Below are 17961 nucleotides of genomic sequence, written 5' to 3'. Positions count from 1 at the left end.
GCGGTGTTGGCGCCTGTGCACCGAGGTGCAGAGGCCGATGGAAGGAATCGACGATGAGGCTGGATGGACGAACCGCGATTGTAACCGGCGGCGCCAAGGGAATTGGGCTTGCGATTGTGCAGCGGCTTGCAGCGGATGGCGCGCGGGTGATGATTGCCGATATCGACGAGGCCGCCGGTGCAGCGGTCGTTAAAGCAGCCGCCAATATCGGAGAGGTGCAGTTTACCGCCACCGATGTGTCCGAACGGCTTGATGTTCACAATCTCCTGGCCAAGACGATCGACGCCTTTGGATCGGTCAACGCGCTGGTCAACAATGCCGGCATTGTGCACAAGGCGGACTTTCTCGATCTCGAGGTCGCCGATTTCGACCGGGTTCTCAATGTCAATTTGAAGAGCGCGTTTCTGTGCGGACAGGCCGTTGCGCGGCACATGGTTGATCAGATCAGCAAGGGCGAGGAGCCTGGTTCGATCGTCAACATGTCGTCGATCAACGATACATTCGCGATTGCCGATCAGGTTCCCTATTCGGTGTCGAAGGGCGGGTTGAGCCAATTGACCAAGGTAATGGCCTTGTCGCTGGCGCCGCACGGTATCCGGGTCAACGCCGTCGGACCGGGCTCGATCATGACCGACCTGCTGGCGACGGTGGCCGACAAACCGGAAGTGCGCAGCCAGATCCTGTCGCGGACGCCGCTGGGCCGGATTGGCGAACCTGCGGAGATTGCCGCGGTGACGGCGTTTCTGCTTTCAGGCGATGCGAGCTACATTACCGGGCAGACGATCTATGCCGATGGCGGCCGGATGCCGCTCAATTACACGGTGCCGGTCAAGGAATAGCACCCGACGGGCATATTATCGGGCTGAAAAGTAAAATCCCGGGCAGTGCCCGGGAATTTTTCGCAAGGATCAGTGCATTGATCCGGCCCTAATTCTGGTCTTCTTCTTCGGGTTCGGTGCGCTTCATCGACGAGAGCTTGGCAAACACCGCATCCGCGTCGATTTCCTTCTCGCCATTGTCATCAAGCGGTTGGGCGGCCTCGGTCTCACGGGCCGATACCAGGACGCTGCCCTGCTGATCTTCCGGAGTGGCGCCACGGTTCTTGGCGGCGCGTTCAACCTCGAGGTCAAGATCGATCTGGGTGCAAAGTCCCAGGGTCACCGGATCCATCGGCGCCAGGTTGGCAGCGTTCCAATGGGTGCGGCCGCGGATCTGCTCGATGGTCGACTTGGTAGTGCCGACCAGACGCGAGATCTGGGCATCCTTGAGTTCGGGGTGGTTGCGCACCAGCCAGAGGATTGCGTTGGGCCGATCCTGACGCTTGGACACCGGCGTGTAGCGCGGGGCCTTGCGTTTGGTCTCGGGCACCCGAACCTTGGGTTCGGACAATTTCAGCTTGTGCTCCGGATTGGCTTCAGCAAGGCTGATCTCTTCGCGTGAAAGCTGCCCGGTGGCGACGGGGTCAAGTCCCTTGATGCCCTGCGAGGCTTCGCCATCGGCGATCGCCTTGACCTCCAACGGGTGGAGTTTGCAGAACTGGGCGATCTGATCGAAGCTCAACGCCGTGTTGTCGACAAGCCAGACGGCGGTCGCCTTTGGCATTAGTAGCTGCTGTGCCATGAATACAATCCTCCTGTCCGTCCGCGCCGGGGCCGCGGGCCGTGGGTGAAACCACTATTTCCGGGAAATCGGCGTCCTTATAACCGCAAGGCCTCTCAATTGCAATTCTCGCCGTTCGCTTTCGCAAAACCGACCCAAGGTCTAATTGCAGCATCTATTTGTGATGCTATTAATGGTCGCCAAGAGCAGCGCCATGCGCTTAGTATGGCGCTTTAAGTGCGTTCGCCTGTGAGGAGGTCCAGATGTCCCAGAAAACCTATAAAGTCCTGAATGATGCCAAATCGCGGGCGTTGATCGATAATGAAACCTACGAGAAATGGTACGAGCAGAGCATCAATGATCCGGAGGCATTCTGGGGCGAGCACGGCAAGCGAATCGACTGGTTCAAGCCCTATACAAAGGTCAAGAACACCAGTTTTGAAGGCAATGTGGACATAAAATGGTTCGAGGATGGCCTCACCAATGTGTCGTACAACTGCATCGATCGCCACCTTGAGAAGCGCGGCGACCAGGTGGCAATCATCTGGGAAGGCGACAATCCCTATGATGACAAGAAGATCACCTATCGCGAGCTCTACGATCATGTTTGCCGTCTCGCCAATGTGATGAAATCCAATGGCGTGAAGAAAGGTGACCGGGTCACGATCTACATGCCGATGATTCCCGAAGCTGCCTACGCGATGCTGGCCTGCACCCGTATTGGCGCGGTTCACTCGATCGTGTTTGGTGGATTTTCGCCCGACGCGCTGGCCGGCCGGATCAGCGACTGCGAATCAACCTTTGTGATTACCGCCGACGAAGGACTGCGCGGGGGCAAGAAGATCCCGCTCAAGCACAACACCGACCTTGCCATCAAGATCGCCGAACGCGACGACGTGGTGGTCAAGAAGGTGCTGGTGGTGCAGCGCACGGCAGGCAAGATCGAATGGTTTGACGAGCGCGACATCTGGTATCACGAAGCCGTGGCCAAGGCGGAGCCCGATTGCCCGCCGGCCGAGATGAATGCCGAGGATCCGCTGTTCATCCTCTACACGTCGGGATCGACCGGCAAGCCCAAGGGCGTGTTGCACACCACTGGCGGTTATCTGGTGTTTACGTCGATGACACATGAATATGTGTTCGATTATCACGACGGTGACATCTACTGGTGCACCGCCGATGTCGGCTGGGTCACCGGCCACTCCTATATCGTCTATGGGCCGCTCGCCAATGGCGCGACCACGCTGATGTTTGAGGGCGTGCCGAACTACCCGACGCCGAGCCGGTTCTGGGATGTGATCGACAAGCACCAGGTCAACATCTTCTACACCGCACCGACGGCGATCCGGGCGCTGATGGGCGCGGGCGACGACCATGTGAAGAAGACCTCGCGCGCGTCGCTGCGTACCCTCGGGTCGGTGGGCGAGCCGATCAACCCGGAAGCCTGGGAATGGTATTATGATGTGGTTGGCGACAATCGCTGTCCCGTTGTCGATACCTGGTGGCAGACCGAAACCGGCGGTATCATGATTTCGCCGCTGCCGGGCGTCACCACGTTGAAGCCGGGCTCGGCAACGCGGCCGTTCTTCGGTGTTGCGCCGCAACTGGTCGACAATGATGGCGATGTGCTTGCAGGCACAGCCTCGGGCAATCTGTGCATGATTGATTCCTGGCCGGGGCAGATGCGCACGGTCTATGGCGACCATGAGCGCTTCATCCAGACCTATTTCTCCACCTACAAGGGCAAATACTTCACCGGCGACGGATGCCGCCGTGACGAGGATGGCTACTACTGGATCACCGGCCGGGTCGATGACGTGATCAACGTCTCGGGCCACCGGATGGGCACGGCGGAAGTCGAAAGCGCGCTGGTGTCGCATGATTCGGTCTCGGAGGCCGCGGTTGTCGGCTACCCGCATGATCTGAAGGGTCAAGGCATCTACTGCTACATCACCCTGATGCAGGGTCAGGAGGGTGATGATGATCTGCGCAAGGCGCTGGTCAACCATGTCCGTCACGAGATCGGACCGATTGCCTCGCCCGACAAGATCCAGTTCTCGCCGGGATTGCCGAAAACCCGGTCCGGCAAGATCATGCGGCGAATCCTGCGCAAGATCGCCGAGGATGATTTCGGCGCGCTGGGTGATACCTCGACGCTTGCCGATCCGAGCGTAGTCGATGAACTGATCGAGAACCGGCAGAACAAGAAAAGCTGAGGTTCGTCGGCTTTTCGATCATCAGTCTTGCTTTCGGCGCAGACCCGATACACATTGGGGTGTGTTTAACGAACGAGAGGAGGTGATCTGATGTCGAGTGATTCCCAAAAGCCGGTTCGGTCGATCCGGATCACCGGTCTTCGGAGCAGCCTCTGAAGTTCCGGTGTTACCGACAAGTCCCGGCCTTTTGACAGGTCCGGGCAGGCGTCCAACCGGCGCTGGAATTCACGAAGGCCACCCGCAAGGGTGGCCTTTTTGCATTGTCGAAAGTCATGACCTTCACGCCTTCACGTTTGAGGATCGGTGCATTTCACCCGCTGTCGCTTGCCGCCCTGATAAGGCCTGGCCAAGCCGCTGTCGAGCATGGCGCTGGCGATGTCGCGCGGGCCGGCCTTGATATCGGCCAGCACCCGGCCATAGTATTTTCCACCCGAGACGTTGATCAGTTCGAGGGTCTCAATCCCCTCGACAAGCCGTTCAAGCTCGACACGGGCCCTGTCTGCAGCCAGGCGTTCGGATTTGCAGCGGGAGCGTCGTTCGGGCGTGTCGATGCCACGCAGACGCACCGACACCCGTACCGCCTGTCCCGGCCAGGGATGGGCGTCGACGACCAAGGTGTCGCCGTCAATGATCCTGACGATGCGAGCGGGCACAGGTCCGGGAACGGATTTCCACTGGGATTCAGCCGAGAAGGCAGGGACAGTAGGGCAGGCCGCAAACAAGGCCAGGATGAAAGCAGCAGTTTGCGATGGAATTCGAAGAGACATACAAAGGAATATATTCCTTTGTCAGGTACAGGGCAAGGATAGGGAACCTAAAAGTCGATGGCCCGGCCCTTGATCTCCCAGTCACCATAGCGCGCCGGGTCGTTGCCGCCACGACCGCCGATCTCCCGCTCAGGCTCGCCGGCGACAGCGGCCGCTTGACGCCGCGCTTCGGCTTCGGCGAGGGCACGTCGAGCGGCGGGGCTGAGTGCGCGCTTTGCAGGCTGTACGGGCTGTTGCGCGCTGGCTTGGGTCTGGTCTTCTGGGATGGACATCGGTCACCTGGAGGGCATTGGCATTGAACAATAGCTTGAATCTAACCATCTTTAACGTCACAAGCGGCAAAATCCAATCGTGGATTTGTTGCCGAGACCATTTTCACCGTGAGGAGATGCACATGAATCTTGTTCGTACAGCCATGCTTCTGGCGCTGATGACGGCGCTGTTCATGGGCGTCGGCTACCTGATCGGTGGCACTGGCGGGATGATGATCGCCTTTGTGGTTGCAGCCGGGATGAACCTGTTTTCCTACTGGAATTCCGACAAGATGGTGCTCAAGATGCACAACGCGGTGGAGGTCGATGCCCGCAGCGCGCCGGAATACTACCAGATGGTAGCCGACCTGGCCGCAAATGCCGGCCTGCCGATGCCACGAGTCTATGTGATCCGCAATGCCCAACCCAATGCCTTTGCCACCGGTCGTAACCCGCAAAATGCGGCTGTCGCTGCTTCCACCGGGCTACTGGAGAGTTTGAGCGAGGAAGAAATCGCCGCGGTGATGGCGCATGAGCTGGCGCATATCGAGCACCGTGATACGCTGACCATGACGATTACCGCGACCCTTGCCGGGGCCATCTCGATGCTCGGCAATTTCGCGTTCTTCTTTGGCGGAAACCGCAACAACAATCCGCTCGGCTTCATTGGCGTCCTGGTGGCAATGCTGGTCGCGCCGCTGGCGGCGATGATAGTGCAGATGACCATCAGCCGCACCCGCGAATATGCCGCTGATCGGCGCGGCGCGGAAATCTGCGGCCATCCATTATGGCTGGCCTCGGCGCTCAAGAAGATCGCCGCAGGCGCGGGCCGCATAGTCAACGAGGAGGCCGAACGGAACCCGGCCACAGCACATATGTTTATCATCAATCCACTGAATGGCAGGCGCATGGACAGTCTATTTTCAACCCACCCGGCCACGGAAAACCGAATTGCGGCGTTGCAGGCAATGGCGTCTGAATTTACTGCCGTCAACGACCCGCGCCCCGAACCTCGCCGGGCCAGGCCTGCGCAACCGGGGCCCTGGGGCCGCGATGGCTCTGGCCGCAAGGGGCCGTGGTCTTGACCGGGGCAGAAAGCGGGCGGTCGCGCGCGCGGGGCGGCTCCAGGCATTCCGGTTCGCCCGCGGACCCGCTCAAGCCTGGTCTTGCTGCACGGGTGGCGGCGGCACGGCTGCTGGCGGCTGTTACAGAGAGCCAGGCCTCGCTTGACGGGCTGCTCGATCCGGTTGGCGGCAATCCCGCCTTTACCGGACTTGGCGATCAGGATCGGCTACTGGTCAGGGCAATCCTGCTCTCGGCGTTGAGACATCTGCAGCTGATCGACGCCTATATCGACCAGATGGTCGACAATCCGCTGCCTGACGGCGCCAAGGCGCTTCGTCAGGTGCTGCGCGTTGGCGCCGCGCAGATTCTGTTCCTCGACGTCCCGGATCGTGCCGCCGTCGATCTGGCAGTCACGCAGGCCAACGCGGATCCACGAAACCGGCGCTTTGCCGGCCTGGTCAATGCCTTGTTACGGCGGATGGGGCGCGAGAAAGAAAGCCGGCTACCGGTTTTGATGGCGGAGATCGCCGCGTTCCCCTCGTGGTTCGAAAGCCGGATTCACGCGTCATATCCAGCTGATGCCGCGGCGATTCTGTCGATCCTGTCGGAACCGCCGGCGATCGACCTTACCGTCAAGAGTGATGCGCAGGGCTGGGCCGAACGGTTGGGCGGCGTGGTGCTGTCGACCGGGTCGGTGCGGATTGCCCGGCCGGAGGGGCCGGTTTCTGGGTTGCCCGGCTATGACGAGGGAGCTTGGTGGGTGCAGGACACGGCAGCGAGCTTGCCGGCGCAAATGTTTTCGCGGCTCGAAGGGCTCGAGATCGTCGATTTGTGCGCGGCTCCCGGCGGCAAGACCGCACAATTAGCGCTTGCCGGTGCGCGGGTGACGGCCTGTGACCAGTCAGCCAACCGGCTCGAGCGGCTGCGCGGCAACCTGACACGGCTGGGGCTCGATGTTGCCACGCAGTTGAGCCGGGCGCAGGACCTGATCGCGCCCGAAGGCTTTGACGGCGTGCTGCTGGATGCCCCGTGTTCGTCGACCGGAACGGTGCGCCGCCATCCCGACATTCCCTATACCAAGAGCCATGACGACATTGTCCGGCTGGCACGGGTACAGCGCGACCTGCTCGATCACGCTGCCGGCCTGGTCCGGCCCGGCGGCGAGCTGGTGTTTTCCAACTGCTCGCTTGATCCGATGGAAGGGGAAGAAATGGTGGCAGGGTTTCTTGCCGATCATCCGGCCTGGCGGATCAAGCCGGTGGACGCCTCGCGCTGGCCGGGACTGGAATCGGCCGTCACCGCTGCCGGCGAAATCAGAACCCATCCGGCCATGCTGGCGCATGATGATTTACGGCTTGCCGGACTTGACGGGTTTTATGCCGTGGTCCTGACACGGTCCTGAAGTGACCGCAGGGCCAAGACAGTGATGATACGACGGGTATATTCCGTTACACCTGCAGGATCGATCTGGCACAAGTAATTCGTGGTTTTGCGGTGGAAGCGTGAATGCTTCGTGCAGGATCATGAGCGTTTGAACAATTTGTTTACTATGGTATAAATCTTGACCGAAAGAAAACCGGGACCGGTTTCAGGAAACTTTTGCTTGGCATTTTCATTGATCGATTCGCGGCGCCCGGCATATCTGTACGGGGTGGAGATTTGGCGACGCTTTGTGCGCCGGACCGCCTTGGGGCGGATCAATGCCATGCGGTTTGCCGGGGTAACGCCGGACCGGCTGGTGGTGGCGCCAATTGATCTGCGCATTGCCGATTCGCATCTTGCTGCGGAGATCTATTCCGGACGATTCGCACTCAGTGGCAGGATGGTCGATACCGAAGGCGCGAGCCCGTTTCAGATGGACTTGCCCAACGATACTTTCGCGCGCAGCCTGCATGGATTTGGCTGGCTGAGACACATGCGGGCGGCCGATCACGATCTGGCCTTTGCCAATGCGCGGGCGCTGGTCGATGACTGGATTACGGTGGAAGGCCGCAATCTTGGCGGGCTGTCGCACGAGCCCGGTGTTATCGCCACCCGGCTGATAGCCTGGTTTTCCCACTCGCCGATCGTGCTCAGGGGCGCCGATCACGCATTCTACCGACGTTTTCTCAAAAGTATCGCGCTGCAAAGCCGGTACCTGCGCCATGTCAGCAGTGCGATGCCGTGCAATGCGACAAGGTTCAAGGCGCGAATCGCATTGGCGATGGCGAGCCTCTGTCTGCCGGCAAGCCCCGGCGCGGTGCGCGCGGCGGCGCGTTGCCTTGACGACGAGTTCAGCCGACAGATTCTGCCCGATGGTGGCCATGCCTCGCGCAACCCGTTGGTGTTGATTGATCTGCTGACCGATCTGCTGCCGCTGAGGCAGACCTATGTCAATCTCGGCCAGAAGCCACCGCGTAACATGATTGCCGGCATGGACCGGATGTTTTCGGGCTTGCGGTTCTTCAGGCACGCCAATGGCGAACTGGCCCTGTTCAATGGCGCCTCGGCGGTGTCGGCCGACCGGCTTCTGGGCGTGTTGCGCTATGACGAGACCTCGGGAACGGCGTTCCGTGAAATGCTGCATTCGCATTATCAAAGATTGGCAATTGGCGACGTGGTGCTGATCGCCGACACCGGGCCGCCGCCAAAGGGACCGATGTCGACCGCCGCCCATGCGGGATGCCTGTCGTTCGAGTTGTCGTCGGGCGCCAACCGCTTCATCGTCAATGCCGGCGCGCCGGTATTTTCGCACGAGATGCACGGTGAATTTGCGCGGCTGACCGCGGCCCACAGCACGGTGACGTTAAATGACACCTCGTCGCTGCGGATTTCGCAATCGCCGTTTCTCGGCTCGATCGTCACCGGCGGGGTGCGGCATGTTCAGGTGGAGTCGCTTGACGAAGATGGCCACCATCTCGGCTTCAGTGCCACACATGATGGTTATTCGGGCAGTCTCAAGCTTTTGCATCGCCGCACGCTGCGGCTGTTGTCCTCCGGCCATGAGGTGGAGGGCCGCGACCAGTTTCTCAGGCCCGGCGGTAATCCGCCACGACCGGAAGACGGCACCACTGCGGTCGCCCGGTTCCACATCCATCCGTCAATTACTGCCACTCAGGGAGAGGATGGTGTGATCCATCTGACCGCCGGGGATGGCGAGAACTGGGCCTTTGTGGCCCATGATCTGGCGCCGCAAATCGAAGAAGACGTGTATTTTGCCGACCTTGCCGGCGCCCGTACCAGCAAGCAGATCAGCATCAGCTTCGTTGTTGGCAAGACGCCCCATATCGACTGGAAGCTGGTGCGCACCGCGCTGCCACGCACGGGCGTCTGAACCGGCCCAAAACCACGTGAAATGCGGCCAATCTGTCCGGTGAAACGCCGATTGGATGTTTTGTCACATCGCCACCTGTGCTAACGCAGGCCGCGCCGGTGGGCTCGCCGGCAATCTTTCGTGAGGATTATCCATGGCCGTCGTCTCCAAAAACCACCCCGCTCCGGAACTGGTGCGGATCCGCAGGGCATTGCTGTCGGTCTCCGACAAGCGTGGCCTGGTCGATTTTGCCCGCGGGTTGGCCGATGCCGGGGTGGAGCTGGTTTCGACCGGCGGAACCCGTAGCGCGCTGGAAAAGGCCGGGTTGAAGGTGCGCGACGTTTCCGAATTGACCGGGTTTCCGGAAGTCATGGACGGTCGCGTCAAGACCCTGCATCCGGGTGTGCATGGCGGCCTGCTTGCCATTCGCGACGACGTTGAGCATCAGGCAGCGATGCAGGAGCATGGGATCGTCGACATCGACCTGGTGGCGATCAATCTCTATCCGTTCGAGCAGACCGTGGCGGGCGGCGCCGACAAGGCGACGATTGTTGAAAACATCGACATCGGCGGCCCGGCGATGATCCGAGCGGCTGCCAAGAACCATGCCTATGTGACAACCCTCACCGATCCCGACGATTACGAGCGGGTGCTCGCGACGCTTGCCGAACAGAACGGTAGCCTGCAGCTGGCGTTGCGTCAGGAACTTGCCGCGCTGGCGTTTGCCCGGACGGCCGCTTATGACGCAGCGGTGTCGGGCTGGTTTGCACAGGACCTGGCCCTTGAGGCGCCGCGCCACCGGGCGTTTGGCGGGAAATTGCATGATGTCATGCGTTATGGCGAAAATCCGCACCAGCAGGCAGCGTTTTATACGACCGGCGATCCGCGTCCCGGTGTTGCCAGTGCTACCCTGCTGCAGGGCAAGCAGCTGTCCTACAACAACATCAACGACACCGATGCGGCATTTGAGCTGGTCAGCGAATTCGATGCGGCCACTTCGGCTGCCTGCGCCATCATCAAGCATGCCAATCCCTGCGGCGTGGCGGTTGGGGACAATCTTGGCGACGCCTACCGGCGGGCGCTGGAATGTGACCAGACGTCGGCCTTTGGCGGCATCGTCGCCTTCAACCGGCCACTTGACGCACAGACCGCTTCCGAGATCGTCAAGCTGTTTACCGAGGTCATCATTGCGCCCGATGCCAGCGAGGAAGCCCGGCAGATCCTGTCGGCCAAGAAGAATCTGCGGTTGATGATCACCGGTGCCATGGCCGATCCGAAAAAACCCGGCATGATGGTCAAATCGGTTTCCGGCGGATTGCTGGTGCAGGGTCGCGACAACGGCCATGTCGCGCCAGAGGATTTCAAGGTGGTGACCCGGCGTGCACCCGATGCGCGCGAACTCGCCGACATGGCGTTTGCCTTCCAGGTTGCCAAGCACGTCAAGTCCAACGCCATTGTCTACGCGCTCAACGGCGCTACGGTGGGCATCGGCGCCGGACAGATGAGCCGGGTGGATTCCGCCCGTATCGCCGCCCGCAAGGCGGTGGATGCGGCCGAGGTGCTGGGGCTCGAGGTACCGCGAACCAAGGGCAGCGTGGTCGCATCCGACGCGTTCTTCCCGTTTGCCGACGGGCTGCTATCAGCCATCGAGGCTGGCGCTACCGCGGTGATCCAGCCGGGCGGGTCGATGCGCGATCAGGACGTCATCGACGCCGCCGATGAAGCCGGCGTGGCGATGGTGTTTACCGGCATGCGCCATTTCCGGCACTAAGCTGCAGTTCTTGCGGCCGGACCGTAGTGTCCGGCCTGTTCACGCCACGTTGGCGGGTTTGCCGCCGGGCTGATCCGCCGGATAGGGAGTGGACCACAACACCGCGAAGCCTGCGGCAAAGAAGATGATGATGGTGGCCATGCCAAGCCGCGGCGATCCCGAAAGGGCGGTGACTGTGGCCACCGTGAAGGGAGCCAGAAAGCTGGTGGCGCGCCCGGCCAGCGCATAGATGCCGAAATAGCGCCCTGCTTCCTCCTCGGTAACGCTGCGCGCCATATAGGCCCGCGAGGAAGCCTGGACCGGTCCAAAGGCAATGCCGATAAGCAGACCGAAGGCGATATAGGCCTTTTCCGAGGCGGTGCCGAACAGGCCACCTGAATCGACTGCGCCGAGCTGCAGCGCACCGAAGAAGGTGAATCCCGGCCCGGTGGAGACGATGCCGGTGGTGGCCGTCAGCAGCAGGAATATGGTGATCAGCACCACTACTTTGGAGCCGAGCCTGGTGTCGAGCCGGCTGGCATAGAGGCAGGAAAAAATCGCCACCACATTGAGCATGATGCCATAAATGCCGATTTCGGTGATCGACCAGCCGAACATTGCCGCGGCGAAGCCGCCCCCCAACGCCAGCAGCGCATTGACGCCGTCCTGATAGATCATGCGGGCGATCAGAAACCGGAAAATGCCGGCACGCTGGCGCACTTCACCGATGGTGGATTTAAGTTCTTTGAGCCCATCGCGAACTGCGTCGCCCATCGCCCTGCGGCCACCGGCATCGGGCGTGTAGAGAAACATCGGCAGAATGAAGATAGCGTACCACAACGCCGATATCGGCGCGGATGCGCGTGCGTCCTCGCCCTGCAGCGGGTCGAGCCCGAACAGCGGGCTGATGCCGATCAGGGTCTTGCCAGTTTCCGGCGAGGCGGCGAGAAAGGCGATGATGAAGACCAGCACGATCATACCGCCGAGATAGCCAAGTCCCCAGGCCAGATTGGAGATCCGGCCAATATCGGCCTTGGGAACCAGCCGGAGCAGCATCGAATCATTGAACACGATGGAAAATTCTGCGGCCACCGAGGCGAGCGTGAACAGGGCTACCACGGCGACGAGATTGGAGCCGGGCGCCGCAAACCAGAGCCCGCAGAGCGCGGCGATCTTGATGACGGCAAAAAATCCGATCCAGGGTTTGCGCGGTCCGGTCTGGTCGGCAATCGAGCCGAGGATCGGCGACAGAATGGCAATCAGTGCCCCACCGAGCGCAATACCATAGCCCCAGGCAGCCTGGCCTGTGGCGGGATCGCTGGCCATGCGGCTGATGAAATAGGGTCCGAAGATGAAGGTGGTGACGACCGTGAAGAACGGCTGTGCCGCCCAGTCAAACATCATCCAGCCATACACGCCCTTGCGCGGTACGCCGCCACCCTGGCCGGGACCCGCTGACAACTCATGCGCCATGCGGGTCCCCTGTTGGCGAAGACTTCGTCACGCGCGAAGGGAACGGGCAAGATCGCTCATCATGCCGGCAGCCACGGTGAGCTTGGCGACCGACAATTCGCCGCTGTCGGTCAGAGACAGGATCTGGTTGCGGACATGGGAGATGCGGCCGCTGTTGGCCTCAAGCCATTCGCCGGCCGGATCGGAAGCTTGCGGATTGGCGTCGAGCGCGATGCCTGAAATGATCCGCCGGGCCTCGGATATCTCATCCAGGCTGCGGGCCAATGCCAAACCTTCAAAATGGTCGGATACCGGAATGCGATCGACCGCAGCGACGATCCTGCCAAGTCGGAACGCTTCCGTGACGGCAAAGAAGGTGCCCGTCGCCCGGCCCAGGTCGGTGTTGGAGAGCGCAGCGACATTGCAGATGTCGGGTGCCAGCGTCATGCCGCCAAGGGCTGCTATTTCGCCGGCCAGCGCCTCGGGCACCGCCTGTGCGATCAGTTCGGCGCTTACTGCTGCTGCCTCCTCCTCCATGGATTGCGGCATCGCCGCAGCAAGCTTGCCGCCCAGGCTGGCAACGCCGTCGCGCATTGATTTGACGGCGGCGCCAAGATCGCCCTGGGCCGCGCCGGTCTTCAGCGCCCAGCTGGTGACGGTCCGCAGCGCATCACCGACATGGGCGTAGAGCTGGTTTTGAACAGTGCCTGGCACCTTGGTGTCGAGCGCGTCGATCTTGGCATAGAGCTGGTCGAGCGACAGCCCGTCGCGGGCCAGTACAAAGGCCTTGACGATATCGGCAGCTGTGGCGCCCGATTTGTCGCCCAGGCCGATGACGAAGGCTGGCCCGCCACGGTTGATCGCATCATTGCCGAGCAGGGTCGAAATGATTTCCCGGCGCAACCGGTGAGTGGCGATGTCGCCCGCGTGATCCTTCAGCATGCGCTTGGGGAAATAGGATTCCAGCGTATTGCTGAAATAGGGCTCATCGGGCAGCGAACTGGCGACGATTTCGTCAAACAGCACCAGCTTGGCATAGGACAGCAGCACGCCTATCTCGGGGCGGGTCAGCGCCAGCCCTGCTGTCACCCGCTCGGTGACGAGCGCGTCGTCAGGAAGATCCTCTACCTTGCGGTTGAGCAGGCCGCGGCCTTCGAGGCTGGTCATTACCCGGTTGAGTTCTCCAACGCCGGAGACGCCCTGGGCCTGGGTCAGCGAGATGGCAAGCGACTGCAGGTAATTGTTGCGCAGGACCAGTCCGGCGACTTCGTCGGTCATCGTTGCCAACAAGGTGTTGCGCTTGGGCCGGGTCAATCGCTCTTCGCGCATGGCGTTGGCCAAGGCGATCTTGATATTGACCTCGACGTCGGACGAGTTGACGCCGGCGGAATTGTCGATGGCATCGGAGTTGCAGCGGCCGCCATTGAGTGCATAGGCAATGCGGCCCTTCTGGGTGACGCCGAGATTGGCGCCTTCGCCGATCACCTTGGCGCGCACCTGCCGCGCCGTCACCCGGATCGGATCATTGGCGCGGTCGCCGACATCGGCGTCATTCTCGCGCGCGTCCTTGATGTAGGTTCCGATACCGCCGAACCAGAGCAGATCGGTTTCCATCGACAGGATCGCTGACATGATTTCCTGCGGTGTCGTCTTGAGCCCTGACAATCCGATCGCGGCGGCCGATTCAGGGGTCAGATCGACCGATTTGAGCGTGCGCGGAATGATCATGCCGCCCTTGGACAATTTCGATTTGTCGTAATCCTGCCAGCTTGAGCGGCCGAGATCGAACAACCGGCTGCGTTCGGCAAAGCCGGCGGCGCAATCGGGATCCGGATCGATGAAGATATCGCGGTGGTCAAAGGCAGCGACCAGACGGATCTTTTCGGACAACAGCATGCCGTTGCCGAACACGTCGCCAGACATGTCGCCGACGCCCGCCGCGGTGAACGGCGTGGTCTGGATGTCGATGTTCATTTCACGGAAATGCCGCTTGACGGCTTCCCAGGCGCCGCGTGCGGTGATGCCCATCTTCTTGTGGTCGTAGCCGGCGGAGCCGCCCGAGGCGAAAGCATCGTCAAGCCAGAAACCCTGTTCCTGGCTGAGCGCGTTGGCGGTGTCGGAGAACGTGGCTGTGCCCTTGTCGGCGGCAACCACGAAATACGGATCGTCTTCATCGTGACGGACCGTGTCCTGGGGCGGGACAATGGCATCCCCGACGATGTTGTCGGTAACCGAGAGCAGGGTGCGGATGAACAGCTTGTAGGCTTCGCGTCCAGCCTCGAAGATGGCGTCGCGGCCGCCCTCGACGGGCAGACGTTTGGGATAGAAGCCGCCCTTGGCGCCAACCGGCACGATCACCGCGTTCTTGACCTGCTGTGCCTTGACCAGGCCCAGCACTTCGGTGCGGTAATCCTGCGCCCGGTCGGACCAGCGAAGGCCGCCACGGGCAACCGGTCCGAAGCGTAGATGCACGCCCTCGACCTCGGCGCCATAGACGAATATCTCGCGGAACGGTCGTGGCTCAGGCAGACCCTCAAGCGCCTTCGGATCGAGCTTGAAGGCCAGCGCCGGACGGTGCGCGCCGTCGGGCCCGGTCTGGAAATAATTGGTTCTCAAGGATGCCTGGATGGCGTTGACGTAGCGTCTGAGGATGCGGTCGTCGTCAAGGCTGGGGACTTCTGTGAGCGCGGTTTCGATCGCTTCGACCAGCATTGCTTGCTGTTGCTTGCGGGCTTCCGGATTGACGCCGATTTCAAACCGTGTGTGGAACAATTCGTGCAGTTTGGAGGCTATCGCGGAATGACGGTTGAGGCATCGGGCCACGTATTCCTGTGAATAGGGAATTCCGGCCTGGCGCAGATAGCGGGCATAGGCGCGCAGCACCATGGCTTCGCGGACCGTCAGGGCAGCGTTGGTGACCAGCCGATTGAAGCTGTCATTGTCGGTGTCGCCATGCCAGACCGACAGGAATGCCTGTTGCAGCCGATCGCCATCGGCCTTCAGGTCGATGATCCGGTTGTCCTCGTGGGCGATTTCCATGTCATGGACAACAACGGTGCTGGCCGAACCGGCCTGCTCGTCAATAAAGATGTCGTGGGTCTGCTCGCTGATGACCTTGAAACCGAGGTTTTCAAGCAGCGGAACCCGGCGCGACAGCGCCACTGGTTCGCCGGCATGAAAGATCTTGAGCGCCAGACGGTCATCCGGCGTGTCATCGTTGCGGTAGAATGCAATCCGGATGGTGCCCGGCTTGGCGCAGGCGAGAATGTCGCCGAGATCGGCCAGCGCTTCCTCGGGGCTGAAGCGCTCCTTGTAGGACTGGCTGACGCTGATGCGTGCCGCGCCGTCGCCGCCAAGCGTGGCGAACTGGTCTTCCCAACGGGTAACGATCGAGCGGATATCGCGTTCGAGTTGTTCCTGCGGGATTTGTGGCGTCTTGCCTTCGGAGCGTCCGATGATGAAATGCACACGGGCCACGCCGCCTTCGGGGAAGGCCGGATAGTAAGCCGACACACGACCGTTGTACACCGTCTTGAAATAGGCGCCGATGCGTTCGCGGGCGATCGAATCATACTGATCGCGCGGTACATAGACGATGAGCGAGACAAATCGGTCAAACCGGTCGATTCGCGGCAGCACCCGAACCCGGGGCCGGTCGGCGAGTTCGTTGATCTGCATGCAGAAACGGGCCAACAACGGGGCGTCGATCTGGAACAGGTCGTCGCGCGGATAGGATTCCAGCGTGTTGAGCAGCAATTTGCCGGAATGGCTCTCGGGATCGTAGCCGAATTCGGAAATGACGGCGTTGACCTTGGAGCGCAGCAACGGAATTTTGGTCACCGATCGGGTGTAGGCGGTCGACGTGAACAGACCCACCACGCGCAATTCGCCGATCACCTTGCCCTTGTGGTCGAAGCGCTTGATGCCGATGTAGTCCATGTAAGCACGGCGGTGGATCACCGAGCGGACATTGGCCTTGGTGACGATCAGAAAATCCGGTCCCTGCAGGAAATCGAGGATTTCCGGGGTGGTGGTGACCTGATCCTTGCCGAATCGCAAGACCCGCAGGTCGGGATCGGCGAGAATGCCCAAGCCCTCGGTCGACGCCCGACTCAATGCCGCCTTGTCGCCCTCGCCGGTGTAGACATATTCGCGCATTCCCAGGAAGGTGAAATTGTTGTCGCGCAGCCAGGTGATGAAGGCCTGTGCCTCCTGTCGCGCCGGTTCGCTCTTCTTGTCGACATCCAGGGCCACCAGGTCGGCGGCGCTGTGGTCGAGCATCGCCAGCATTGCCTTCCAGTCGGTGACTGCCGCCTGGACCTGATTGAGCACATGGGTGACGCCGTCGGTCAGGTTCTTGGCCGCGGCCTCGCCAAGTCGCGGCATGTGGATCTGGATATGACTGACCCGATCCGCCGGATCGCTGCCATCGTCATGGGAAAATAGCCGGGTGGGTGCCTTGTCGGCGACCACCAGGATCGGGTGCAGCGCCATGAAGATGTCGCGCACATGCGATGTAACCTCGCCCATGACCGAATCATAGAGGAAGGGTTTGTTCCGGGTGGTGATCAGCAGCACCGAGACGGCCTGACCATCCTTGGTGGTGTGGTCGGCGTCGATCAGGCTCATCCGAGATGTCTTTCCGTCCCAGGCACGGATTTCAGCTTCCGCGAGCACGGCCGAATGCGCCAGGCTTTGCGGCGGGAAATGCACGAGATCGTCCATACTGACGCGGAAGAACAGGTCCTCCGGTTTGACGTGCGGCTTGCCGCCCTTGGCTGCGATTGTCGCTGCTTCTGCGAGCAGCGGTTCTGCCTTGCGGCTATTCTTGACACCCATTCCAGGCCTCCAGGACTTGATCTTTGGCCGAAACCTAGCAGAAGTGGCATGCAATGCGACCAGATTTCGTACCGGATAACAATAATTGGAGAATTTGTGATGACATCTGCACCAGAAGCCGTGATCGCGCTGAATCTTAAGCAGGAAATGCCGCTGAGCGATGCCATGACCAGCTATTTCGCCAAATGCGAGGAAAAGCTCGGAATGGTTCCCAATGTGCTGAGAGCCTACGCCTTCAACAACAACAAGCTGGAAGCGTTCGCGGCCTTCTACAATGACCTGATGCTGGCCGAATCCGGCCTGAGCAAACTCGACCGGGAGTTGATTGCGGTGGCGGTCTCGGCGGTCAACCGGTGCTATTATTGCTTGACCGCCCATGGCGCCGCGGTGCGGGTGTTGTCGGGAAAGCCTGAGCTGGGCGAACAGATGGTGATGAACTATCTGGTGGCTGATCTTGAGCCCAAGCAACGGGCGATGATCGATTTTGCAGTGCTGATGAGCGAAGATCCGGCCCGGATCGAAGAGGCGGACCGGCAGGCGCTGCGTGATGTCGGGTTCAGCGATCGGGACATCTGGGATATTGCCGCAGTGGCGTCGTTCTACAACATGACCAACCGGATGGCGTCGGCCACTGATATGCGCCCCAATCATGAATATCATGGTATGGCGCGCTGAGCCCGAAAGCCGATGCCCGGTGAACCTGGCACGGGGTTCGAGTGTCTGCGGTGCG

At 61.1% G+C, this 17961-nt stretch carries 12 protein-coding genes; 7 read left to right on the top strand and 5 right to left on the bottom strand.

Annotated features, from left to right (window positions below; all coding sequences use genetic code 11):
- The first annotated feature begins 53 nt into the window (after positions 1–53).
- Complete coding sequence (locus tag ACK6D9_RS02370; protein ID WP_412050492.1) at positions 54–839, top strand: SDR family NAD(P)-dependent oxidoreductase; 786 nt, start codon at positions 54–56, stop codon at positions 837–839.
- A gap of 88 nt (positions 840–927) precedes the next feature.
- Here the strand turns inward: ACK6D9_RS02370 and ACK6D9_RS02365 are convergent, their stop codons facing one another.
- A complete protein-coding gene (locus ACK6D9_RS02365) occupies positions 928–1620 on the bottom strand; it encodes a DUF1013 domain-containing protein (protein ID WP_412050491.1) in 693 nt (230 codons plus the stop codon).
- 242 nt (positions 1621–1862) lie between these two features.
- Between ACK6D9_RS02365 and acs the strand changes: the two genes are divergently transcribed.
- On the top strand, positions 1863–3815 hold the full coding sequence (acs, locus tag ACK6D9_RS02360; RefSeq protein WP_412050490.1) for an acetate--CoA ligase: 1953 nt from the start codon (positions 1863–1865) through the stop codon (positions 3813–3815).
- Positions 3816–4102: 287 nt separating this feature from the next.
- On the opposite strand, the gene ACK6D9_RS02355 is transcribed toward acs, so the two are convergent.
- Both ACK6D9_RS02355 and ACK6D9_RS02350 read right to left on the bottom strand, forming a co-directional pair.
- Complete coding sequence (locus ACK6D9_RS02355) at positions 4103–4582, bottom strand: thermonuclease family protein (protein WP_412050489.1); 480 nt, start codon at positions 4580–4582, stop codon at positions 4103–4105.
- 47 nt (positions 4583–4629) lie between these two features.
- Positions 4630–4854 (bottom strand): DUF1674 domain-containing protein, encoded by a 225-nt coding sequence (locus tag ACK6D9_RS02350; RefSeq protein ID WP_412050488.1) that lies wholly within the window; start codon positions 4852–4854, stop codon positions 4630–4632.
- A gap of 122 nt (positions 4855–4976) precedes the next feature.
- Here ACK6D9_RS02350 and htpX point away from each other — a divergent pair, with 122 nt between their 5' ends.
- The 4 genes from htpX (at position 4977) to purH (ending at position 10961) form a co-directional block, all read left to right on the top strand.
- A complete protein-coding gene (gene htpX / locus ACK6D9_RS02345) occupies positions 4977–5918 on the top strand; it encodes a zinc metalloprotease HtpX (RefSeq protein ID WP_322991093.1) in 942 nt (313 codons plus the stop codon).
- Positions 5915–7300, top strand: a complete 1386-nt coding sequence (locus ACK6D9_RS02340) for an RsmB/NOP family class I SAM-dependent RNA methyltransferase (protein WP_412050487.1) — start codon at positions 5915–5917, stop codon at positions 7298–7300. Before htpX ends, ACK6D9_RS02340 begins: the two co-directional genes overlap by 4 nt.
- Positions 7301–7501: 201 nt before the next feature.
- On the top strand, positions 7502–9211 hold the full coding sequence (locus ACK6D9_RS02335; protein ID WP_412050486.1) for a heparinase II/III family protein: 1710 nt from the start codon (positions 7502–7504) through the stop codon (positions 9209–9211).
- A 133-nt stretch (positions 9212–9344) separates the two neighbouring features.
- A complete protein-coding gene (gene purH / locus ACK6D9_RS02330) occupies positions 9345–10961 on the top strand; it encodes a bifunctional phosphoribosylaminoimidazolecarboxamide formyltransferase/IMP cyclohydrolase (RefSeq protein WP_412050485.1) in 1617 nt (538 codons plus the stop codon).
- Positions 10962–11000: 39 nt separating this feature from the next.
- On the opposite strand, the gene ACK6D9_RS02325 is transcribed toward purH, so the two are convergent.
- Positions 11001–12413 (bottom strand): MFS transporter, encoded by a 1413-nt coding sequence (locus ACK6D9_RS02325; protein ID WP_412050484.1) that lies wholly within the window; start codon positions 12411–12413, stop codon positions 11001–11003.
- Positions 12414–12440: 27 nt separating this feature from the next.
- A complete protein-coding gene (locus ACK6D9_RS02320; RefSeq protein WP_412050483.1) occupies positions 12441–17231 on the bottom strand; it encodes an NAD-glutamate dehydrogenase in 4791 nt (1596 codons plus the stop codon).
- Between the two features lie 147 nt (positions 17232–17378).
- Here ACK6D9_RS02320 and ACK6D9_RS02315 point away from each other — a divergent pair, with 147 nt between their 5' ends.
- Positions 17379–17906, top strand: a complete 528-nt coding sequence (locus ACK6D9_RS02315) for a peroxidase-related enzyme (protein WP_412051709.1) — start codon at positions 17379–17381, stop codon at positions 17904–17906.
- Positions 17907–17961: the final 55 nt, after the last annotated feature.

Source organism: Hoeflea sp. Naph1 (assembly GCF_046837775.1).
GTDB lineage: Bacteria > Pseudomonadota > Alphaproteobacteria > Rhizobiales > Rhizobiaceae > Hoeflea.
This window is presented reverse-complemented; position numbering and strand designations above follow the sequence as displayed.